Here is a 21,629-nt window from a genome sequence, read left to right on the forward strand (position 1 = left end):
AATAAATAATGAAAACCTATATAGAATTAAAAAAGCAACGAGAATTTGGAGAAATTTTAGCCGATACATTTGCATTCATAAGAAATGAATTTAGACCTTTCTTAGGAGCCATAGCTAAAATTGCTGGTCCTTACATTGCTTTGTTTATCATTGGACTTATATTTTACATATATATAATTGGTGATCAATTCAATTTTGATTTTATTAACTCTACTGAAATTTACTCAGACCCATTAAAAATGATTTTAGCCTATATAGTTTATATTGTAACTGCTACTCTAGCTTATGTTTTTACGACCTCAACAGCATTACATTACATTAAATCTTATGTTGACCATAAAGGCAACCCAAATATTGACGAAGTGAAGCAAAATGTAAATAACACATTTTGGGGATTCTTAGGTTTGTCTATACTCAAAGGACTAACTGTAGGTTTTGCAGCTGTGCTATGTTGTATCCCTGTTTTTTATGTTATAGTTCCAATGTCAGTCGTATTTCCTATAATGGTTTATAAAAATATGAATGCTACTGATGCCTATAGTTATAGTTATAGTCTGATTAAAGATGAATTTTGGATCACTTTAGCTACCGTAATTGTACTTATAATTATAATGTATGTACTATCTATGGTATTTGCCATTCCAACTGTAATATATACTTGGGCAAAAATGGGAGTTTTTGGTAATGAAATAGACCCTGGGAATCTTGACACACTCGTAGATCCTGTATACATTGCTTTAAACGTCTTGAGCTCATTTATTCAATATGCCCTTAATTTAATTGTTGTAATAGGTTCTGCCTTCATTTATTTTAATTTGAATGAACGAAAAAACTTCTCAGGCACTTTAGAACGAATTGAATCATTAGGAAAAATTGAGCATTAAATGCAGTACATTAAGATTGTTTTCTGCTTATTTTTTCTCTCTAGCATTAGCTTTGCTCAGGAAGACTCTAACGAAATAAATTATGAAGACTCTAAGCTAGAAATCAGAGATATTTCTGAAGATGATCTTAAAGAATATAAAAATGATGATGCTTTTAATTATGAAGAAGTTGAAGCAGAAGAAAATTTTTTAGTTCGTGCTTTTTACACATTTATAGATTGGATCGCAAATATAATACGCAAAATAGTTGAAGCTATTTTTGGTGTTGGAAGAGCAGACGGTTTACTGTATTTTATTTTTAATGTATTGCCTTATGTAATTCTGGGAATATTAATATTCTTTTTAATTCGTTTCTTCTTAAAAGTAAATTCAAAAACACTAATTACAGGTAAGCAGGATAATGCTAGCTTTCAATTTACTGAAGATGAACAAATTATTAAAAATGAAGACATCAATGCATTGATCAACAATGCTATATCACAAAAGAATTACAGATTAGCAATTAGATACTATTACCTGCTATCGCTTAAGTTCCTAACTGAAAAACAAATTATTACATGGCAACAACAAAAAACTAACGAAGATTACATTACCGAAATTGAATCTAAGACTATCAAAGATAGTTTCAAATCAATAACACGAATATATGATTATGTTTGGTATGGCGAATTTGATGTTGATGAACTACGATTTGAAAGTTTAAAAACACCTTTTGAAACGTTAAATACCACAATAAAAAATAAGTGAGTAAACGCGTAAAATTTTATATAGCCCTAATTAGTCTTGCCATTCTTGGCATTATCATTATGGAATACTCAAAACCCAAAGAAGTCAATTGGTTTGAGTCTTACACCAAGCATCATAAAATTCCATATGGTACTTATGTCTTTTATGAACAATTACAACATTTATTTTCAAATGAAACTATTAAAGATGTAGAGCAACCACCTTATGTATATCTCAATGATAATCCATTAGTAGAAGGCACATATCTCTTCATAAATAATTCGGTTTTATTTGGTGATGCAGAGTTAGATAAGGTTTTAGAATGGACCGCACAGGGCAATACTCTTTTTATAGCTTCAAATGAATTTGATCAAACACTACTAGATACGCTTAATCTAGAAACAGACCTATTAAGTAAGTTCGAGGTTGAAGGTGACAATTTTCAGTTTCAGCTAAAAAATAATTACCTAGATACGACCACAGTTGACTTTGATAGAGGAAGCTATGCCAAGTACTTTAATAAAATTGATACACTAAACACTTCTGTAGTTGGAGTGATAAAACATTTTAAGAATGATGTAAATGATGACGAAATTACTTTAAAAACCATTGAACCTATTTGTATTATAAAACAACCATTTGAAAATGGTGAGATCATCTTAAGTACATTCCCAGAAGCATTTACCAATTACTTTATATTAAACACGCCTAATCAAAATTATACTGCAGGACTAATATCTTACATTGACAATTCCAATTCTGTTTATTTTGATAATTATTATAAATCAGGAAAGGTATTTAATGCCTCTCCAATGTATATCCTTCTAAATACCAAAGCGTTAAAATGGGCTTATTATATAATGCTTATAGGTGTAATCATTTACGTTATTTTTGAAGGAAAACGTAAACAAAGAGCGATACCTATAGTAAAACCTTTGCGAAATCAAACTATAGATTTTACGCGTACTATTGCAAACATGTACTATGAAAAGGGTAAGCATGATGATATCGCTCGACATAAAATTCAACATTTTTTAGAATATATAAGAACACATTTGCACTTGAACACGAATGTGATCAATGATGACTTCATTAAAAACTTAGCCGCTAGAAGCAATAACAGTATTGATGATACTAAGCATCTATTTAAGACCATTGAACAATTTAAAAACAACAAACAACTTAATACGATAGAATTGGAGCGTTTAAATACGCTTATTGAAACTTTTAAAAGTAATAACACATGGAAGAAAAAGACCTAGATTTTGATAATAGAATTCCTTTAGAAGAGTTAAAGAGTGCTGTTGATAGCATCAAAGAAGAACTACGAAAAGTTATCGTTGGGCAAGATCAATTTGTTGAACTACTTATTGTAGCGCTTTTAGCAGATGGTCACGTGTTGATTGAAGGCGTACCAGGCATCGCTAAGACCATAACTGCAAAACTTTTTGCAAAGGTACTTGAAACCGATTTTAGTCGTATACAATTCACTCCTGACCTCATGCCAAGTGATGTTTTAGGGACATCGATACTTAATACAAAACAATCTGAATTTGAATTTAAAAAAGGGCCTATATTTTCAAATATTATTCTAATTGATGAAATTAATAGAGCACCAGCTAAAACGCAAGCTGCACTATTTGAAACTATGGAAGAGCGACAGGCTACAATAGATGGTACAACTTATATCTTTGAAGCCCCATTTATGGTATTGGCCACACAAAACCCTATTGAACAAGAAGGCACTTATGCCTTACCTGAAGCTCAATTGGATCGATTCATTTTTAAAATTAAAGTAGACTATCCTAGCTTAGAAGATGAAATTAAAATTATAGATACCCATCATAAACGTCAAGGGAAATTGCCTCAAACACTTATAAAACCAGTTTTGAATGCCAACAAATTGGCAGATTTCAAATCAAAAACACAGGCCATTCTTGTTGAAGAAAAGATCATCAAATACATTGCTGAAATTGTATCAAAAACACGTAATCATCCACACTTGTACTTAGGAGGTTCTCCAAGGGCATCCATTGCTATCTTGAATACGTCTAAAGCTTTCGCAGCTATAAATGGGCGAGATTTTGTGATTCCTGAAGATGTTAAAAAAGCACTGGTACCTGTTTTAAATCATAGAATTATTCTTACACCAGAACGTGAAATGGAAGGTATGACTACAGAACAGGTTGTTGATATGATTGTGCAATCTATTGAAGTTCCAAGATAAAATCCTAATATGAAATTCTTCAAGTCACTTTACATACATAAACAATTTTACATCTACATGGCTATTGTTTCAGTATGCTTTTTAGTGTCCTATTGGTTTAACTTATTATATCCTATTGCTTGGATTCTAGTGACTACTCTTAGTGTTTTATTTTTATTGGATTTACTGTTACTATATCGATTCAAAAATGCTATTTCTGCTAGACGATTACTTCCTGATAAGTTTTCTAATAGTGATGAAAATCCAGTACCTATAACTCTAAATAATCATTATCCTTTTCAGGTTGTTATTGATGTTATTGATGAACTGCCAATTCAATTTCAAAAACGTGATTTTTCATACCAAACTGTTTTAAAGCCTAACGAGATTCATGATTTCTCATACGAAGTGAGACCTGTAGAACGTGGTGAATATTTCTTTGGTAATCTAAATGTTTATGTTTCTACACAATTAAGTATTTTAAAGCGAAAATATCAATTTCAAAATGAACAGATGGTTGCAGTGTATCCATCATTCATACAAATGCAAAAATACGACTTCTTGGCCATTGGTAACCATCTTACTCAAATTGGTCTTAAAAAAATAAGACGAATTGGTCACACTTCAGAATTTGAACAAATAAAAGATTATGTCCCAGGTGATGATTACAGAACTATAAATTGGAAAGCTACGGCTAAACGTGCTCAGCTGATGGTTAATCAATATCAAGATGAAAAGTCACAACCAATCTATTCAATTATTGATACAGGTCGTGTAATGAAGATGCCTTTTAACGGCTTAAAGCTATTAGATTATGCTATAAATTCTACTTTAGCTTTTAGTAATGTGGCACTTAAGAAGCATGATAAAGTAGGTATGCTTACCTTTTCTAAAACCATCGAAACCTTTTTACCAGCAGTTCATAAACTCACATATCTCAATACTATTTTAGAAGGGTTATATAACATTAGTACTCAGTTTAATGATAGTGATTATGGGTTGCTGTATGCACAAATAAAACGAAAAGTAACACATAGAAGTCTACTTGTACTTTATACTAATTTTGAGCACCTAAGCGCCTTAAAACGTCAATTACCTTACTTACAGGCCATTTCAAAAAAACACATGCTTGTTGTGATTATTTTTGAAAATACCGAATTGGACGATCTTGTTTCAACTGATGCTGAAGATTTACAAACCATATACCATAAAACCATTGCAGAAAAATTTGCTTTTGAAAAACGATTAATGGTTAAAGAACTACAAAAGCATGGCATACAAAGCATTCTTACTGCACCTAAAGAGTTAACTATTAATACCATTAACAAGTATTTAGAAATTAAAGCTAGAGGACTACTTTAACTTATAGAAATTGCATTACCAATACAACCTAAACATTAAATTAGGTGTAAAACCCAATGAGAATTTATCTATCAGTTCGATTTCATTCTCAAAATCATTATTTCCAAGATACTCTCTACTAATTAGATTCTCTTTATTATATACATTTCTAATTGATAACCCAATCTTACCTTTGGTAGGGCTGTTTTTTGAAAGGTTAAAGCTATAGGTTGAAGAAAAATCCAATCGATGGTAATCTGGGAGACGTTTGGTATTGATCCCATCGTTAAACGTAAAGCCATCTACACCTACAGTAGACTCAGTGTATGGCTTCCCAGTTTGCCATCTCCAACCCAACGCAAATTGTAAGTTAGAAACTTTGTAACTTATTGAAGTCGTTACGGCATGAATTACATTGGATCTGGATGTAAAAAATTTGTCGTTATTTAAATTTTGATACTTACTTTCTGATGTATTGAACGAATAGCTTATCCATGAATTAAAGCGATTTAATCGTTTCCTTAAAAATACATCTATCCCAAAACTATGTTGTTCACCAATATTAAACTGACTGTTTTCCGGATTCAAAAATCCTAATGATAATGCAGTAATGTTATCTATAGTTTTATAGTAATTATCAACATCTAAAGTCCAACCGTTATTGGTATAAATAAAACCAGCAGAAACTTGTTGACTTTTAATTATTGGGAATTGATTACCATTTGCTAATCGCCATACTCTATTTTCTAGAGAAAGGTCGCTTATAATGGTTTCATCAATTTCGCTGATGATTTGATTTTTAATTTCGCCTGAAACCTGCAACTTCACATTTTTGAAAAGCCGTTTATAAAGTAACAATCTAGGTTCAAAACGAAAGGTATCCAACTCATCAAAATAAGTAGCTCTTATACCAAAAGAAACATCAAACCACTTAGGGCTTTTGTATTGATAATTTCCGTACAGACTATGGGTTTGTACTACAGTTTTATCTTCATCTAAAATAAATTCTAAACCAGTAGTGGTATTCAAAAATGCATAACCAACATCTTTAAGAACGTATTGATAACCTATAGTAGCTATATTATTGTTATTAATTGTTTGTTGAAATTCGGTTGAAATTCCTGAATCGAAAATCACATTACGTTTCTCAAAATCTGAAATTTGTTGATTATCTTCTGAGGTTATAAAATTATAATTGAGTTCATACTCAGAAAAATAAGCAGAAGTGGTCTGTTTCAAATTAGGGTTCCATTCTCTATTCCAACCCACACCATAACCTGTGTTTTTAATTGATAACACATCTGTAAATGCCTCATTGGTTACGTCATCATTAACAGTATAATCTAATTGGTTATCAATAGAAATAAAACTTGCATAAAGACTATTTTTTGCATTTGGTCTATAGTTCAACTTAATGTTATAATCTATAAAATTAAAGTCTTGATTTGGATTGTCTCCATTTTCGATCTTAGTACTTTCAAATACTTTATCAGCTAGCCGATCAAAGGTATACGATTGATATAAATTAGTATAACTTGACCTGATTGATGCTTGAACACCTAGTTTATCTTTGATAATTGGAGCGTCAAAATAAGCATCAGTACTAATCCCATTGAAACCAAATTCTGCCTTGAATTGATCTTCAATCTCAGTATTTGTTGACATAGAAATCACGCTCGATGCGCGTTCGCCATAACGTGGATGCGACCCTTTATTGATAAAGGTAACCTGTTTAGTTGCATTTGGATTAAAGGGTGAGATCATTCCAAAAAGATGGCCTTTATGGTAGATGTTAATCCCATCCCAAATCACCCTATTTTGATCGATCTTTCCACCTCTAACTAAAAAACCAGAAGCTGTTTCGTTTGGACTTACAACTCCTGGCAATAATTGAATACTTTCTAAAACATCTGGCTCAGTAAGACCTGGCAAAATTCCTAAAATAGTTGGGCTAATTAAATACGAAGCATCTTTTTGTTTAGATATTCCTTTAGTGAGGTAACTATTAACTACTACTCGATCTAGCTCTTGTATATCTGAGCCTGTTAAATTTTTATTTACTACAATGTAACGCTTATTAATTATTTCAAACCTCAAATTGGTTTGCTCTTCTATAGCTGTAAGTAATTCATTAATGGTTCGTTTCTCACCTTTTAAATTTATGATCTTAGCTTGAACAATATCATCATTATACGAAAACTTAACATTATATACATCTTCTATAATTTCGAAAACATCAACAAGTGTTTCATTATTAAAATTGGTGTAAAATTTAGCCTCTTCTTGCGAAAAGGCTAAAAAAGGTAGAATCAATAAAATACTAACAATTAATTTATTCACTTCGAACTTAAATAAATGTTTCCTTTTTCTTTTTCAAAATACTGTATTTGCAATGATTTGAATACTGTTTTCAATGCAATATCTAAATCATTATGCGTAAAACTACCTGTGTATATAATGTTGCTATTAATACCTTTAGCATGAATTTTTATTTGGTATTGTGACTCTAGAGCAGGTATAACATATTTTAGAGGCACACTTTTAAATGAGCTTTCACCCTTAATCCATGTTGGATTGGAAGCAACTGTTTCCCAAGCTTCTATAGCATTACCATTAATACGTCTTACAGATCTTGTAGGTAATAAAATATGATCTTCTCCCTTTGAACTTACGCGAACCTTACCTTCAAAACACACAACCTCAAATAAGTCACTAATCGAATTAACGTTAAACTGTGTTCCTAAGACTGTTACTTCGCCATTTTTAGTTATAACTTTAAAGGCATTACCCTTTTTAACTTTAAAATAAGCTTCACCATCAAGATTTAAGATTCTGTTAGTTTCCCAATTATCTTCATCATAGGTAATGGTAGATTTGGAGTTTAATATAACTTCTGAACCATCTAATAAGGTAATCGTTTTTTGCTCGCCATAATTAGTATTTATAGCCACTATATTATTACCAAAGATTGAAAAAAGACCAATAAATAAGATAATTGATGCTGCAATACCAATATACCAAGTGTTGTTATTAAATTGCCTTACTTTAGTTTGCTTGGCTGAAATTTTATTTTGAATTTTAGCAAAAGTCTCATGAGTTGTTGCTTCTAAAGCTACATAAGTATCAACACCTTTTCTAAGTTTTATAAAAGCGTTATAATCAGCATCTGAAACCAATGCTTTAAGCTCATTATCAGAAAGTTCACCTTCTAACCATTGTGCTAAAAACCTATCTTTATTGTTATGTGTATCTTGACCTTCCATGGCTTACCTTTATTTATGACAATTGTAACTAATAAAACCCTACTTTAATTTTTATTTTTTTAAATATTACCAATTTGTTCTCTTATCACTATAAGAGCAGAGTGCATTCGTTTTTCAACAGCTTTTACTGAAACACCTAATTGTTCTGCAATCTCTCTATATTTCTTTTTTTCAATTCTGTTTAATAAAAAGACTTCTTTTTGCTTTTCAGGTAATGCATTAATTGTACGCTCTAATTTATCCATGAATTCTTTCTCTAATAATATAAATTCTGGCGATTCATTTGTTTTATTTGTTTTGATACTTTGCTCGTGTTTTCGTACCACATTTTCATGCTTTATCATGTTTAGAAAAGTATTTGTAGCTACAGTATACAAATAGCTTTTCACTTTATTATAATTTACTTTACTACAATTATCCCAAAGTTTGATGAAGGTTTCTTGTAATATGTCTTCAGCTTTATCTATATCTTGGGTTTTATAAAATATAAAACGTCTTAGATCTTTTGCATACGACCCGTAAATAGTTTCGAAAGTTTTAGAATGGCATATATTATGTTGATCTTTAGACATTATTTGGTTTAAAGTGGACATACCAAAACTAAATAAAAAAAAATTAGAGAAAAAAGTAGGGTTATTTTTTTAAAGATTGTCTTAGTTATAATTAATCGCTAAAAAAACTCATTAACCTTAAAATTACTATGATGAAAAATTTTAAATTATTACTATTAAGCTTTGTAATTATTACTGGTTTTTTAACTTCTTGTTCTAATAACGAACCTTTAGTCGAAGAAGAACAAAATATTCAAGAAAGTCAAGCTATTACTACATCTTTAAATCAATTAAGACAACAATATAATGCTGAAGGTGATATTATAGCAGATGATAACCCATCAGGAAATATTGTATTCGACTTTTGTTTTGATTTTGTATATCCATTGAACTTATCATATAATAATGGCACTACAGTAAGTGTTGATAGTTTAGACGATTTAATTCTAATCTTAATCAATTCAACAAATGAACTATACATTAGTGGTATAGCATTTCCTTTTGATGTTGAGGCTTTTGATGACGACTCAGATGCTATAGAGATCATTACTATAAATAATGAAGAAGAATTTTTAGATTTATTAGAAGATTGTGATTTTAATAATGTTATACAATGCGTTTGTACAGAAGACTTTGACCCTGTATGTGTTGAAGTTGAGGCTCCAGATGGTGAGAGCTTTATCGTGACATACCCAAATGCATGCTTTGCGCAATGTGATGGGTTTACAGAGGAAGATTTTGTAGATAATTGCGAAGAAGATTACAACTGTCCAGGTGGTACAGATTGCTTTACATTTAATTTCCCATTAACTATTATCACAGATAATAACGAAACAATCACAGTAAACTCTCAAGAAGAGTTAGACAATGCACTTTATAATGCATATTATTTTGATTTTGTGTATCCGTTTGAGGTGACTTTAGAAGAAGGAGAAGTTGTAACTGTTGGCAGTGTAGAAGATCTTGAAGACCTATTAGACGAATGTTTTGATGATTACGGCAACCCAAATTGTGATTGTAATGATGATGATCTAGAACCTGTTTGTGTAGAATATGATTCAGGTTCTGGACAAGTACAAATTCTAGTATTTCCAAATGCATGTATTGCTGAGTGTGAAGGGTTCTCTGAAGAAGATTTTGTAGATTGTGATGGTGATAATGGCAATTCAGATTGCACACCAAATGATATCTTTCTTTTAGTAACAGAATGCTCTTGGAGCGTCGGCAACTACACATACACATTTGATAGTGATGGTGTTGTTGAAATTACAGATAACGCAAGTACTATTACAGGATTATGGTTTATAGGTAATACTGGTGGTACATCACCTGCATCAATAATTATTCAAGGTGATCAAAACATGACTGACGAATGGTTTTTCAGTGGTTGTGATGATGATGATGTGATTGTTACAAGTACAGTAAATCCTGCGATTCCTGTATTGTACAACTGTGATTAAAACCACATATACATTTTAAGTTTTTAGTTGTAGAAAACCCTTTTAGAATTAGCCTAAAAGGGTTTTCCTATTTTTATAAGCCAGACAAAAACCTGAAATACTCTCATTTAACTGAGCTTAGTCATCCAAACTGATTTTTCTTTGTAGTGTCAAACCAATCCTATATAGCGCATTATAACCATTGTTTTTATTTATGAAAATTTCATTTATAATTAAAATAATTTATTATAGATTTTATTAATAGTTTTTATATTTTTATAGTCTAAATAAATTAAGATGACCATAACACAATTACACTACGTACTAGCAATAGCTGAGCACAAAAACTTCACAAAAGCTGCAGAAAAGTGCTTTGTAACCCAGCCAACACTTAGCACACAAATACAAAAATTAGAAGATGAACTAGATGTCTTAATCTTTGACAGAAGTAAAAAGCCTATAGAATTAACAGACGTTGGCAGAAAAATTGTTCATCAAGCCAAAAACATTGTTGATGAATCAGATAGAATTCAAGACATAGTAGATCAACAAAAAGGGTTTATTGGTGGCGAATTTAAACTTGGTATCATCCCAACAGTAATGCCAACACTATTGCCTATGTTCTTAAAGGCATTCATCAAAAAATACCCAAAAGTAAAACTAAAAATTGAAGAGTTAACTACCGAAGAGATCATTGCTAGAATTAACGATGGGCATTTAGATGCAGCTATTGCTGCTACACCCTTATTACAAGAAACTATAAAAGAACGAGTCATTTACTTCGAGCCATTTGTAGCATACATTCCTAATGACCATAGACTAGCTCCAAAGAAAAAATTAGATACCTCAGATCTTGACATAGATGATATGCTTCTTTTAGAAGATGGTCATTGTTTTAGAGATGGTGTAATTAATTTATGCAAAACCTTTAAAAATCATTTAGACGATCAATTTCAATTAGAAAGTGGAAGTATCGAGACCTTGATAAAGCTCTCAAATGAAGGTTTGGGAATGACCTTATTACCATATTTACATACCATGGAATTGAATGACAATCAAAAAGGTAAATTGAGATATTTTAATGACCCCTCTCCCGCTCGTGAAGTAAGTATCATATATCACAAAAGCGAGCTAAAAATGCAAATTATAGACGCTCTGCATAATGTTATCTCTGGTATCATTAGAGGGGCAATTGCATTTCAAAATGTTGAAATTATAAGTCCATTACCAAAATAAAAATTATCATATCGTCTAATCAAAAAAAAACACGTATTGAAAGATAAACTTTCTTTACTCTAGCAATCTTTCTAAAAGACAAATAACAAAAATATTTTTTTGATGATTATGACATAAAAAAAGCGACTCGTAAGTCGCTTTTTTCTATTGTTTTAATAAGATTAAACATTGATCTAGTTCTGGATTTTGCAGAATTAACGATTTGATATAAATCTTAAGCTCTTCAATTTCATAAGGTAATAAGCGTTGAAGGGCTTTTTGCAATTCTTTACAGAACAAATTAGCATCGAAACTAACTTTTTTAAGTACAATTTTAGTGTACTCAAACATTGCTCTTGCCATTTTTTAATTGGGTTTAGGGTTTAAATAGGTAGATTTGTTAAATAAGCATTTAATTTTATGATTATACTTCTAAATGTAGTAAAAAAAATGATTTGTTACTTTTATTAAACAAAAATTTAACAGAAAAAAGTGTCTTTAAAACTTATTATCACCATCGAGTAAATCGCCTAAACCTCCAAGAATACTACCTTCGCCTTTATCTTTCCCTCCTCCTCTTGGTGCAGATGCCAAAACGCGACCTGCTAATCTACTAAATGGTAACGATTGGATATATACTACACCAGGACCTTCTAGTTTAGCAAAGAAAAGACCTTCACCTCCAAAAATAGTGTTTTTGATCCCTCCAACGAATTCGATATCATAATCAACATCTTGAGTAAAGCCAACCAAACAACCTGTATCTACACGTAATGTTTCGCCTGTTTGTAATACTTTTTTAGCCATAGTTCCTCCAGCATGTACAAACGCCATACCATCACCTTCAAGTTTTTGCATGATAAAGCCTTCTCCTCCAAAAAGACCTCGCCCAAGTTTTTTTGAAAATTCAATACCAACACTAACTCCTTTTGCTGCACAAAGAAAAGCATCTTTTTGGCAAATAAATTTACCTCTATACTCAGTAAGGTCTATAGGAATTATTTTTCCTGGATATGGTGATGCAAAAGAAACATTACGTTTTCCAGTTAAGTCGTTATAAAATGCGGTCATAAATAAGCTTTCTCCAGTGAGAATACGTTTACCTGCACCTAATATCTTTCCGAAAAAACCAGAATCTTTTTGAGAACCATCTCCAAAAATGGTTTCCATTTTGATACCATCGTCCATCATCATAAAACTTCCTGCTTCAGCAATCACTCCTTCTTGCGGATCGAGCTCTATCTCAACAAATTGCATTTCTTCTCCAAATATTCTATAATCTATTTCATGTGATGTCATAATATGTGTTTTTAATTGATACCTATATGTTTAATAGGTGACTATTTTGTTACAGCCTATTTGCTTTTTAATTTAATGGTCCATTCAAAATTAAAATCTGAAACTTGAACACCGTCTGTATTAATTCCTTTTGAATTTAACCAAACGGTTTGCCCTTCTCCAGTTTCAATGGCTTTGGATATCGCATGATCTATTGCCTCTCCTTGGTTACAACTGAACTGAATTCTCCCAGTAGCTTTTTTTGTAAAAGCAGCATTATTATTTGCTACTAGCATTGATATCTTTTTACCGCTTGCTCTAATTTTTGTCATCACCAAAGCACCTGTGGTTAACTCTGCAGCCATACCTTGTACTGCCCAAAACATCGAATTAAATGGGTTTTGATTTATCCATCTATGCTTAACTGACACCACACAGGCCGTGTCTGTAATCGATTTTGTACGCACACCACAAAGATAGGCTGATGGCAATTTGAAAAATAAAAAAGTATTAAGCTTACTTGGCGAAATGGTCATAATCATTGGATGTTTCAGCTAAAATATTGAAAAAAAACCGAAATTCAATATGTTAAAATTATGTTAATTTTTAGTACTATGCGTAACATAATACCTTTTTTTGGACATATATTTGTATAAGAAATTACTATATGCTTTAATATCATGCAAGACAACCATCAAAAAAACATCGCTACATTCATTCATTTATCTACATTTACTAGGTTTATTTTTCCATTTGGAAACTTCATTGGTCCTATTGTATTATGGATGGCAAATAAGGAAAAATCTGAATTTGTAGATCTACATGGCAAACAGGCTATCAATTTTCAAATGAGCATTTTACTTTATGCATTAGTATTTGGTTTATTAACAATACCATTTTTCATTTTTAATGTAATTAGCGGTTTTAATTTTATTGATATTAACACATTTGATAGTATCCATATCAATTTAACGAAGCCTTCACCTCTACTTTACATTACTGGAGGTTTAGGATTTCTAGCAGTTATAGGTTTCATACTAGAATTAGTATTTGTTGTTATAGCTAGCTTAAAAGCTAGAGATGGCGAAATATATCACTATCCGCTAACCATCAACTTTTTGAAATAAAATCATCAATCAATAATCAAATCATCAATCAAAAAAACGAACAGTTTTAAAGCAAAATGAACAAATGACATCAACATTGAACAAAATCATTAATCAAAAAAGTAATGTCCTATGCAAACTGCATTTGACCTCTAAAAAAAGGAGAGATAACACATGAAAATAGAAAACACAAAAGCACAAATGCGAAAAGGTGTATTAGAGTACTGCATATTATCAGTTTTAAAAGATGATGATGCTTATGTTGCAGAAATCTTAGACACGCTTAAAGACGCAAAAATGCTTGTGGTAGAAGGAACTATTTATCCGCTACTAACAAGATTAAAAAACGCAGGATTACTCAATTATCGTTGGGAAGAGTCAACCTCAGGTCCGCCAAGAAAATATTATGGACTTACAGAAACAGGGCAATTGTTCTTAAAAGAGCTTAATAACACTTGGTCAGAATTACAAAATGCAGTTAACCTAGTCACCAGACAAAAAACAAAAAAATAATGAATAAGACAGTCAACATAAATTTAGCAGGTATATTCTTCCATATAGACGAAGATGCATACTTAAAACTACAGCGCTATCTTGAGGCTATAAAACGTTCATTTACAGACTCTCAAGGTCGCTCAGAAATCATATCAGATATAGAAGCGCGTATTGCTGAATTATTCAACGAACGTGTTCAAAATGAAAAACAAGTCATTAGAATTAAAGAAGTTGACGAGGTCATCTCAATCATGGGACAACCTGAAGACTATTTAGTTGATGACGAAATATTTGAAGACGAGCCTAAAACGTCATATCAAAAAACGTATAGAACATCAAAAAAATTGTATCGAGACACTGACAACTCTTATGTAGGTGGTGTATCTTCAGGATTAGCACATTATTTTGGTATTGATGCGATCTGGATTCGATTAATATGGATCTTATTAATTTTTGGAGCTGGAACTGGTGTTTTACTTTACATCTTGTTATGGATCTTAGTTCCTGAGGCAACTACAACCTCAGAAAAACTTACCATGACTGGAGAGCCTGTGAATATCAGCAACATTGAAAAAAAAATTAAAGACGGGTTTGATAGTGTTTCACAAACCGTTTCAGATACCGTAAAAAATGTAGATCTTCCTAAACAAGGAAAGAAAATAAAATCCTCCTCTAAACATTTTTTTGATACCATAGGTGACATTTTCATGTTCTTCTTGAAAGTGATTGCCAAGTTCATTGGCATCATATTAATTATTGTAGGAGCAGCAACGCTTATTTCATTGATAATTTCATTATTCTCAGTAGGTGTTGCTGATATCATCCACATTCCGGGGATGGATTTTGTCGATGCAGCTAATGCTGCAAATATGCCAATGTGGTTAATGTCTTTACTGCTTTTGTTTGTGTTTGGAATTCCGTTTTTCTTTCTAGCATACTTAGGATTAAAAATACTGGTAAACAACTTAAATTCAATAGGTAAAGTAGCTAAATTCACCTTATTGGGCTTATGGCTTATTTCATTTATTGGTCTTATCGTTTCTGGTGTAAATCTAGCAAGTGAGTATTCAGAAGATGCAACATATACAAAAAGAGAAGAACTGAACATTAAGGCCAATGATACAATCTACTTGAACATGGCGCATAACAGATTGTACAGTAAATATTTTGGAAGATATAGTAACAATGGGTTTAAACCTGTATATGATGAAAATGATACTAAAATCATTTACAGCACAGATGTAAGACTTATTGTTCGTTCAACAAAAGATTCAATGGCTTCGTTAAGCATAGACAAATATTCTAGAGGACGAAATTATAAAGCTGCTAAAACTCGTGCTGAAAATATTGATTTCGGTTATGAGTTGAATGGCAATAGACTTAATTTGAATGGATATCTCACTACTCCATTCGAAAACAAATTTAGAGATCAAGAAGTTGAAGTGACACTCTACTTACCTGAAGGCACCATCCTTTTTGCTGAAGACAACACTTATTCATACCATAGAAACTCAAGTTATTATAACGACATCTTAGTTAATGGTATGGAAGAACAATATCTATTAATCAAGCAAAATGGAGTGAAATGTCTCGACTGCCCTATTGACGAAGAGTTTAAGGTAAAGATAGATGTTAAAGATGAAGATACAGGTCTAAAACTAGACGACGATGGTTTAGAGATTAAAACTAACGACAGTAGCTTGAAAATAGATGACGACGGTCTAAAAGCAGAATCAGAAAATGTTAAAGTGAATATTGATGAAGATGGTGTAGAAATTATCTCTGATGACAATTAACAATTCAGACCTAAAAAACAACAACTCAGATATTTCGGTTTTGAAAACCAACTTAAAACCGAAATATTTGAACTAACAATCAAAAAAATGAAACCACCAGTTTACTTTATATTATTTCTAGTTACCAGTACTTTTTTTAGCTATTCGCAGACTAATGAAAACTCAGAATTATACAAAACCCTCAAAGCCAACGATAGTTTATTATTTGAGCGATCTTTCAACAAATGTGAAACACAGTATCTGGAACTGTTAATTGCTGAAGATTTTGAATTCTACCATGATATTTCTGGAGTAGATAATTCAAAAAAGCAATTCATCACTACAATGAAAAAAGGAATTTGCAACCCTAATAACACCACCAAATCAAGACGTGAATTAGTTGAAGGCAGTTTAGAAGTTTTTCCACTAAAAAATAACGGCCAACTTTATGGTGCATTACAAAATGGCGTTCATAAGTTCTTTGAAACTACCAATGGTAAAGAAGTAGCTGGAAGCATTGCTAGGTTTTCACACCTTTGGGTTCTAGAAAATGAAAAATGGGTGCTTAAACGAGTTATTAGTTTTGATCACAAAATGCAGCATAAAGACAAAATTATTGAGCTACCTCAAAATACCTTAGAAACATACACAGGTAAATACATAGCTGATGTAACTGGTGAAGTATTTGTTTCTAAAATAACAAATGGCTTACATATTAAAGCTGGACCTATGGAAGCAGATATTTATCCGATAACGCAAACATTATTCTCACACAAAAAAGCATCATTGACTTTTGAATTCATCATTAACACAAATGATAATAGTAGTAAAATGGTTGTTCGAGAAAATGAAAAAATCGTAGAAGAAGCTATAAAACAATAAAACCAATTTAAAATAATCATCATGACAACACTAGTAAAAATCATTGTAACTACCTTTTTAAGTGTATTACTTTTTTCATGCAACTTCGATATGAATTTTGGAGTAAAAGGTGATGGAAACGTAATCACTACTGAACGAACCCTAAACGAAGAATTTACTGCAATTGAAGTAAGTAGAGGCTTAGATGTGTATTTAGCACAAGGTGAATCTAATCGTATTGATGTACAGGCAGACGAAAACCTACACAATATAATTATGACAGAAATTGAAAATGGTGTACTGAAAATTTATGCAGATAAAAACATAAGTTATGCCGCATCAAAAAAAGTTATGGTAAACTTTAAATCAATCAATAGACTATCGTCTTCAAGTGGTAGCGATGTTGTTTCAACTACTTCAATTAAATCAGATCAACTGGATATATCTACATCCAGCGGAAGTGATGTACAAGTAGAAGTAGATGTAGAAAACCTAAGCTGCGAATCATCAAGTGGTAGTGACATTAAAATAAGCGGTTCAGCTAACACATTCCGTGCAGATGCATCAAGTGGTAGTGATATAAAAGCTGCAAATTTAAAAGCCGTTTCAACAAGAGCAGAAGCAAGTAGTGGTGCAGATATTACTGTAAACACATCTAAAGAACTAATTGCCAATGCAAGTAGTGGAGGAGATATTAAATATTATGGAGACCCAGAAAAAGTCCAAAAAAGTGATGGTGCTTCAGGAAGTATAAGAAAACAATAGCTGATACAATTAAATGAAGCGTATTCTAACATTCATTCTCATTGTTTTTGGTATCCTTTTGTTACTGTTTTATTTTGATATTCTTTGGAAATCGCCTTCATTTTACAAAATAGAAAAGCAATATACCTTGAATACTCCTGTAATGGATATGGAGGAATATATGAATATGGTTAGTCTTCATAGACGACCATACATTTATAGTGTAAAATCTAAAACTAAAGGACAAGTTATTGTATTAGGTGTTGAACATATTAATGATCCAAAGAATGCTCAGTTCGATTCGATTAGACAGTATTGGGACGCATATCAACCAGATATTGCATTAGTTGAAGGTAGAATGGGTTTCTTTTTCAAATGGACTCAAGATCCCATAGAAACTTATGGTGAAAGTGGTTTAACGGCATCACTCGCAAAATCTAGTAACGCAGAATTATATACATGGGAACCAGACAGAACAGATGAAATTGAACTGTTAATAAAAAAACATCCAGCAGAAAAACTAGCTATGTTTTATGCATTACGACCTTTTTTTGGTAGCTCAAAAGAAGAACGCCTCACCAATCCTGAAGCTAAACTCCAAGAATTAATTGATGAGCGTACCGATTATGATTATTTAAGACACACCATAACCTCATGGAAAGATATAGATAGCATATGGCAACAAGATTTCCCAGATTTAGATTGGAGGACTTACTCTACCAACTATGGATGGCCAGGTTACTTTCATGATATATGGAATAGTTCAAATTTATCTAGAGACGAACATATGATCCACATTATTTTAGAACAAATAGAAAAGAACAAGACCGTCTTTGTTACGATGGGTTCAAGTCACGCTCCAAGAATTGAAAAAGCACTTAAAACCACCATACAATGATATACTAACAACCAACTAACCACTTGTTTTTTTAAACCATTTCAAACGCTTTTTTAAAGTTTGGGATGGTTTTTGTTTTATATTTGTTATAACACTTAAACTATTATAATGAAAAACCTTACTTTATTTCTATTGTTTACTTTAGGATGTAATCTTGCTGGCTTTACTCAAGATTCAGACAAAGTGAAAGGAGATAGAAATGTAACTATCAAACAAACCTATCTTGATGCTTTTAATACTATTATTGTTGGTGAAGATTTTGAAATAGAGCTCTTTTATAACAGTAAGCCTTCTGTAGAGATCGAAACTGATGAGAATCTTCATGAATATATCTCGATTGAAGTGGTTGATAGTATATTAACTTTCAAAACCACTAAAAATATAAGACCTAGTAAAAAAATGAATATAAAGGTCAATTATAGTGAAGGCTTTTCTCATATTGAAGCACTTGATGATGCCGAAATTAGATCACTCACATCACTTGAGCTCAATAATGCAAGTCTTAAAACAAGAGGTTCGTCTAGAGCTTACCTAAATATTAAAGCTAATAATTTTAGTTTTAGCAGTGCAGATAAATCAAAAGTTAGGCTCAATATTACCGCAACAGATACAAAAATTGAGTTAAGTGACAATAGTAAATTAGATGCTCTTATCAATACTCAAGAAGTAAAAGTAGATCTCTATCAACGTGCAAATGTAGATATTGAAGGTACGACTGATAATTTACTTTTAATTACTGATAATAACGCACAATTTAATGGTAAGAACTTCACCGCAAAAACCTGTACAGCTGTATGTGAGTTTGCTAGTGATTCATATATAGAAGTTACAGATTCACTTACATTAGAAATTACTGGTTCAAGTGAGGTATACCTTTATGGCAATCCAAAAATAGCACTTAACCGATTTATAGATACTGCTAAACTTCAGAAAAAAGAAAAATAATACTAACCACAATAATTAAATTTAACTCAAACCAATTAAAATGAAGAAAACAATTTTATTGTTTGCAATACTTCTTTCGGTATTAGCATGTAAGAAAGATGTTGAAAAGACAGAAGCTAAAACAGCTTCAAAAGAAGATGTTCAAGCATTTTTAGATGATTACACAAAAACATTCACCAAATTGTATTACGACTCAGCTCTAGCTGAGTGGGATGCAAACACCAGAATTGTTGCTGGCGACACAACAAATGCTTACAAAGTTCAGCAAGCAAACGAAGCATTAGCAAAGTACACTGGAAGCACAGAAGTAATAGAAAAAACAAAAGCATTTTTAGAAAGTAAAGGTAATTTAGATATCGTTCAGGTAAGACAATTGAATACTATCCTGTATGCAGCTGCTAATAATCCAGAAACTGTTTCTGATCTTGTGAAAGAACGAATAGCTGCTGAAAATGCTCAAAATGAAGCATTATTTGGATACGATTTTCAAGTGAATGGTACCTCTGTGACCACAGGAGACATAGACAAAGTTTTAAGAGAATCTAATAATGAAACTGAACGTTTGGCCAACTGGGAAGCCTCAAAAGGTGTTGGGATAGGCCTTAAAGATGGTTTAGAAAATTTACGTCGACTTCGTAACGAAACTGTTGGTGCTTTAGGTTATGATGATTATTTCTCGTACCAAGTATCAAGCTATGGTATGTCAAGACAAGAAATGCTTGACGAAATGAACAAAATGGTAAAAGAAGTTTGGCCTTTATACAGAGAATTGCATACATGGGCACGTTATGAATTAGCCAAAAAATATAATGCTGATGTGCCAGATTATCTTCCTGCACACTGGTTGCCTAATCGTTGGGGACAAGACTGGAGCGCTCTTGTTACTGTTGAAGGATTAGATATTGATGATGCTTTAAAAGACAAAGATCCTGAATGGATCGTAAAAGAAGGCGAAAACTTCTATAAGAGTATTGGTTTTGATGCGCTTCCTGAAAGTTTTTATGAAAAGTCAAGCATGTATCCGCTTCCAGCTGATGCACCTTACAAAAAAAATAATCATGCCTCAGCTTGGCATATGGATTTAGAAAATGATTTACGTTGCTTAATGAGTATAGAACCCAATGCTGACTACTATGAAACAATTCATCATGAATTAGGCCATATTTATTATTACCAAGCTTACACCAACCCAAATGTTCCTCCTTTATTACGAGAAGGTGCAAATCGTGGTTATCACGAAGCAATAGGAAGTTTACTAGGTTTCGCAGCTATGCAAAAACCCTTCTTAGCTGGAAAAGGCTTAGTTGAGGCAGATACCAAAATTGATGAAACACAGAATCTATTAAAAGAAGCCTTAAGTAACATTGTATTTTTACCATTTTCTGCAGGAGTTATGACAGAATTTGAAAATGCCCTATATGCAGAAAACCTTCCAAAAGATGAATTCAATAAGAAATGGTGGGAATTAGCTAAAAAGTATCAAGGAATGGTACCTCCAACAGATCGTGGTGAGGCGTTTTGCGATGCTGCTTCAAAAACACATATCAATAACGATGCTGCTCAATATTATGATTATGCTGTTTCGTATATTTTATTATTTCAGTTTCATGACCATATCTCAAAAAACATTTTAAAACAAGATCCTCATGCAACAAATTATTTTGGCAGTAAAGAAGTAGGAACCTTCCTGAGAGGTGTATTAGAAACTGGTGCCAATAACGATTGGAGAGAATTACTAAAAGAAAGTGTTGGTAGTGAAATGAGCGCTAAGCCAATGTTAGAGTATTTTGAACCTTTGATGGCTTATCTAAAAGCACAAAATAAGGGTAGAACTTATACGTTACCAGAGACCTTATAAAAGGTTATTAAATCAAATAAAAGTGCCTAAAGATAATTTCTTTA

General features: G+C 31.9%; 21 protein-coding genes. 15 read left to right on the plus strand and 6 right to left on the minus strand.

What is annotated here, in order from left to right; translation table 11 throughout:
* Positions 1–8 precede the first annotated feature (8 nt).
* Genes Q0876_RS08345 through Q0876_RS08365 form a run of 5 tightly spaced genes read left to right on the plus strand, consistent with a single transcriptional unit; the run spans position 9 to position 5,178 of the window.
* A complete protein-coding gene (locus Q0876_RS08345) occupies positions 9–884 on the plus strand; it encodes a hypothetical protein (RefSeq protein ID WP_299226177.1) in 876 nt (291 codons plus the stop codon).
* Positions 885–1,631 (plus strand): DUF4129 domain-containing protein, encoded by a 747-nt coding sequence (locus Q0876_RS08350; protein ID WP_299226179.1) that lies wholly within the window; start codon positions 885–887, stop codon positions 1,629–1,631.
* Entirely contained in the window at positions 1,628–2,872 is a 1,245-nt protein-coding gene (locus tag Q0876_RS08355) for a DUF4350 domain-containing protein (protein ID WP_299226182.1), read from the plus strand. Before Q0876_RS08350 ends, Q0876_RS08355 begins: the two co-directional genes overlap by 4 nt.
* Complete coding sequence (locus Q0876_RS08360) at positions 2,854–3,837, plus strand: MoxR family ATPase (protein WP_299226184.1); 984 nt, start codon at positions 2,854–2,856, stop codon at positions 3,835–3,837. The genes Q0876_RS08355 and Q0876_RS08360 overlap by 19 nt, the downstream gene beginning before the upstream one ends.
* Positions 3,838–3,846: 9 nt before the next feature.
* A complete protein-coding gene (locus Q0876_RS08365) occupies positions 3,847–5,178 on the plus strand; it encodes a DUF58 domain-containing protein (RefSeq protein WP_299226187.1) in 1,332 nt (443 codons plus the stop codon).
* A 15-nt stretch (positions 5,179–5,193) separates the two neighbouring features.
* Here Q0876_RS08365 and Q0876_RS08370 read toward each other — a convergent pair whose 3' ends face one another.
* Genes Q0876_RS08370 through Q0876_RS08380 form a run of 3 tightly spaced genes read right to left on the minus strand, consistent with a single transcriptional unit; the run spans position 5,194 to position 8,992 of the window.
* Positions 5,194–7,497, minus strand: coding sequence for a TonB-dependent receptor (locus Q0876_RS08370; protein ID WP_299226190.1), 2,304 nt, complete (start codon positions 7,495–7,497; stop codon positions 5,194–5,196).
* Positions 7,494–8,420: a FecR family protein gene (locus tag Q0876_RS08375; protein WP_299226193.1), complete on the minus strand. Its 927-nt coding sequence runs from the start codon at positions 8,418–8,420 to the stop codon at positions 7,494–7,496. Before Q0876_RS08375 ends, Q0876_RS08370 begins: the two co-directional genes overlap by 4 nt.
* 59 nt (positions 8,421–8,479) lie before the next feature.
* Positions 8,480–8,992: an RNA polymerase sigma factor gene (locus Q0876_RS08380; protein ID WP_299226196.1), complete on the minus strand. Its 513-nt coding sequence runs from the start codon at positions 8,990–8,992 to the stop codon at positions 8,480–8,482.
* A 131-nt stretch (positions 8,993–9,123) separates the two neighbouring features.
* On the opposite strand from Q0876_RS08380, the gene Q0876_RS08385 reads away from it, so the two are divergent.
* On the plus strand, positions 9,124–10,431 hold the full coding sequence (locus Q0876_RS08385) for a hypothetical protein (RefSeq protein ID WP_299226200.1): 1,308 nt from the start codon (positions 9,124–9,126) through the stop codon (positions 10,429–10,431).
* Between the two features lie 276 nt (positions 10,432–10,707).
* Positions 10,708–11,646 (plus strand): LysR substrate-binding domain-containing protein, encoded by a 939-nt coding sequence (locus Q0876_RS08390; protein ID WP_299226203.1) that lies wholly within the window; start codon positions 10,708–10,710, stop codon positions 11,644–11,646.
* A gap of 144 nt (positions 11,647–11,790) precedes the next feature.
* Here the strand turns inward: Q0876_RS08390 and Q0876_RS08395 are convergent, their stop codons facing one another.
* The 3 genes from Q0876_RS08395 to Q0876_RS08405 all read right to left on the minus strand — a co-directional run bounded on the left by Q0876_RS08395 (position 11,791) and on the right by Q0876_RS08405 (position 13,439).
* Positions 11,791–11,988 carry a hypothetical protein gene (locus tag Q0876_RS08395; protein ID WP_299226206.1) on the minus strand — a complete coding sequence of 66 codons (198 nt, stop codon included), beginning with the start codon at positions 11,986–11,988 and terminating at the stop codon, positions 11,791–11,793.
* Positions 11,989–12,123: 135 nt separating this feature from the next.
* A complete protein-coding gene (locus Q0876_RS08400; RefSeq protein WP_299226209.1) occupies positions 12,124–12,924 on the minus strand; it encodes a TIGR00266 family protein in 801 nt (266 codons plus the stop codon).
* A gap of 56 nt (positions 12,925–12,980) precedes the next feature.
* The gene (locus tag Q0876_RS08405; RefSeq protein WP_299226719.1) at positions 12,981–13,439 is read right to left on the minus strand and encodes a DUF4442 domain-containing protein; all 459 of its coding nucleotides are present in this window, start codon (positions 13,437–13,439) and stop codon (positions 12,981–12,983) included.
* Positions 13,440–13,583: 144 nt separating this feature from the next.
* Between Q0876_RS08405 and Q0876_RS08410 the strand changes: the two genes are divergently transcribed.
* The 8 genes from Q0876_RS08410 (at position 13,584) to Q0876_RS08445 (ending at position 21,585) form a co-directional block, all read left to right on the plus strand.
* On the plus strand, positions 13,584–14,030 hold the full coding sequence (locus Q0876_RS08410; protein ID WP_299226212.1) for a DUF4870 domain-containing protein: 447 nt from the start codon (positions 13,584–13,586) through the stop codon (positions 14,028–14,030).
* Positions 14,031–14,183: 153 nt separating this feature from the next.
* Complete coding sequence (locus tag Q0876_RS08415) at positions 14,184–14,522, plus strand: PadR family transcriptional regulator (protein WP_299226216.1); 339 nt, start codon at positions 14,184–14,186, stop codon at positions 14,520–14,522.
* Positions 14,522–16,300 (plus strand): PspC domain-containing protein, encoded by a 1,779-nt coding sequence (locus Q0876_RS08420; RefSeq protein ID WP_299226219.1) that lies wholly within the window; start codon positions 14,522–14,524, stop codon positions 16,298–16,300. The genes Q0876_RS08415 and Q0876_RS08420 overlap by 1 nt, the downstream gene beginning before the upstream one ends.
* 87 nt (positions 16,301–16,387) lie before the next feature.
* Positions 16,388–17,161 (plus strand): nuclear transport factor 2 family protein, encoded by a 774-nt coding sequence (locus tag Q0876_RS08425; protein WP_299226222.1) that lies wholly within the window; start codon positions 16,388–16,390, stop codon positions 17,159–17,161.
* Positions 17,162–17,182: 21 nt separating this feature from the next.
* A complete protein-coding gene (locus Q0876_RS08430) occupies positions 17,183–17,905 on the plus strand; it encodes a head GIN domain-containing protein (protein ID WP_299226225.1) in 723 nt (240 codons plus the stop codon).
* Positions 17,906–17,918: 13 nt separating this feature from the next.
* Positions 17,919–18,782 carry a hypothetical protein gene (locus Q0876_RS08435; RefSeq protein ID WP_299226228.1) on the plus strand — a complete coding sequence of 288 codons (864 nt, stop codon included), beginning with the start codon at positions 17,919–17,921 and terminating at the stop codon, positions 18,780–18,782.
* A gap of 108 nt (positions 18,783–18,890) precedes the next feature.
* Positions 18,891–19,727: a DUF2807 domain-containing protein gene (locus Q0876_RS08440; RefSeq protein ID WP_299226231.1), complete on the plus strand. Its 837-nt coding sequence runs from the start codon at positions 18,891–18,893 to the stop codon at positions 19,725–19,727.
* A 40-nt stretch (positions 19,728–19,767) separates the two neighbouring features.
* On the plus strand, positions 19,768–21,585 hold the full coding sequence (locus Q0876_RS08445; protein ID WP_299226235.1) for a M2 family metallopeptidase: 1,818 nt from the start codon (positions 19,768–19,770) through the stop codon (positions 21,583–21,585).
* The last annotated feature ends 44 nt before the right edge of the window (positions 21,586–21,629 follow it).

Origin of the sequence: uncultured Psychroserpens sp. (assembly GCF_947503375.1) — a bacterium.
Taxonomy (GTDB): Bacteria; Bacteroidota; Bacteroidia; order Flavobacteriales; family Flavobacteriaceae; genus Psychroserpens.

Bases quoted from the DNA above. Each gene is read 5' to 3' on its own strand.
- Q0876_RS08350 (WP_299226179.1), top strand. From the start codon at position 885: ATGCAGTACATTAAGATTGTTTTCTGCTTATTTTTTCTCTCTAGCATT.
- Q0876_RS08430 (WP_299226225.1), top strand. From the start codon at position 17,183: ATGACAACACTAGTAAAAATCATTGTAACTACCTTTTTAAGTGTATTA.
- Q0876_RS08420 (WP_299226219.1), top strand. From the start codon at position 14,522: ATGAATAAGACAGTCAACATAAATTTAGCAGGTATATTCTTCCATATA.
- Q0876_RS08380 (WP_299226196.1), bottom strand. From the start codon at position 8,992: ATGTCTAAAGATCAACATAATATATGCCATTCTAAAACTTTCGAAACT.
- Q0876_RS08385 (WP_299226200.1), top strand. From the start codon at position 9,124: ATGAAAAATTTTAAATTATTACTATTAAGCTTTGTAATTATTACTGGT.
- Q0876_RS08425 (WP_299226222.1), top strand. From the start codon at position 16,388: ATGAAACCACCAGTTTACTTTATATTATTTCTAGTTACCAGTACTTTT.
- Q0876_RS08400 (WP_299226209.1), bottom strand. From the start codon at position 12,924: ATGACATCACATGAAATAGATTATAGAATATTTGGAGAAGAAATGCAA.
- Q0876_RS08365 (WP_299226187.1), top strand. From the start codon at position 3,847: ATGAAATTCTTCAAGTCACTTTACATACATAAACAATTTTACATCTAC.
- Q0876_RS08445 (WP_299226235.1), top strand. From the start codon at position 19,768: ATGAAGAAAACAATTTTATTGTTTGCAATACTTCTTTCGGTATTAGCA.
- Q0876_RS08435 (WP_299226228.1), top strand. From the start codon at position 17,919: ATGAAGCGTATTCTAACATTCATTCTCATTGTTTTTGGTATCCTTTTG.
- Q0876_RS08440 (WP_299226231.1), top strand. From the start codon at position 18,891: ATGAAAAACCTTACTTTATTTCTATTGTTTACTTTAGGATGTAATCTT.
- Q0876_RS08410 (WP_299226212.1), top strand. From the start codon at position 13,584: ATGCAAGACAACCATCAAAAAAACATCGCTACATTCATTCATTTATCT.
- Q0876_RS08390 (WP_299226203.1), top strand. From the start codon at position 10,708: ATGACCATAACACAATTACACTACGTACTAGCAATAGCTGAGCACAAA.
- Q0876_RS08405 (WP_299226719.1), bottom strand. From the start codon at position 13,439: ATGACCATTTCGCCAAGTAAGCTTAATACTTTTTTATTTTTCAAATTG.
- Q0876_RS08360 (WP_299226184.1), top strand. From the start codon at position 2,854: ATGGAAGAAAAAGACCTAGATTTTGATAATAGAATTCCTTTAGAAGAG.
- Q0876_RS08395 (WP_299226206.1), bottom strand. From the start codon at position 11,988: ATGGCAAGAGCAATGTTTGAGTACACTAAAATTGTACTTAAAAAAGTT.
- Q0876_RS08415 (WP_299226216.1), top strand. From the start codon at position 14,184: ATGAAAATAGAAAACACAAAAGCACAAATGCGAAAAGGTGTATTAGAG.
- Q0876_RS08345 (WP_299226177.1), top strand. From the start codon at position 9: ATGAAAACCTATATAGAATTAAAAAAGCAACGAGAATTTGGAGAAATT.
- Q0876_RS08375 (WP_299226193.1), bottom strand. From the start codon at position 8,420: ATGGAAGGTCAAGATACACATAACAATAAAGATAGGTTTTTAGCACAA.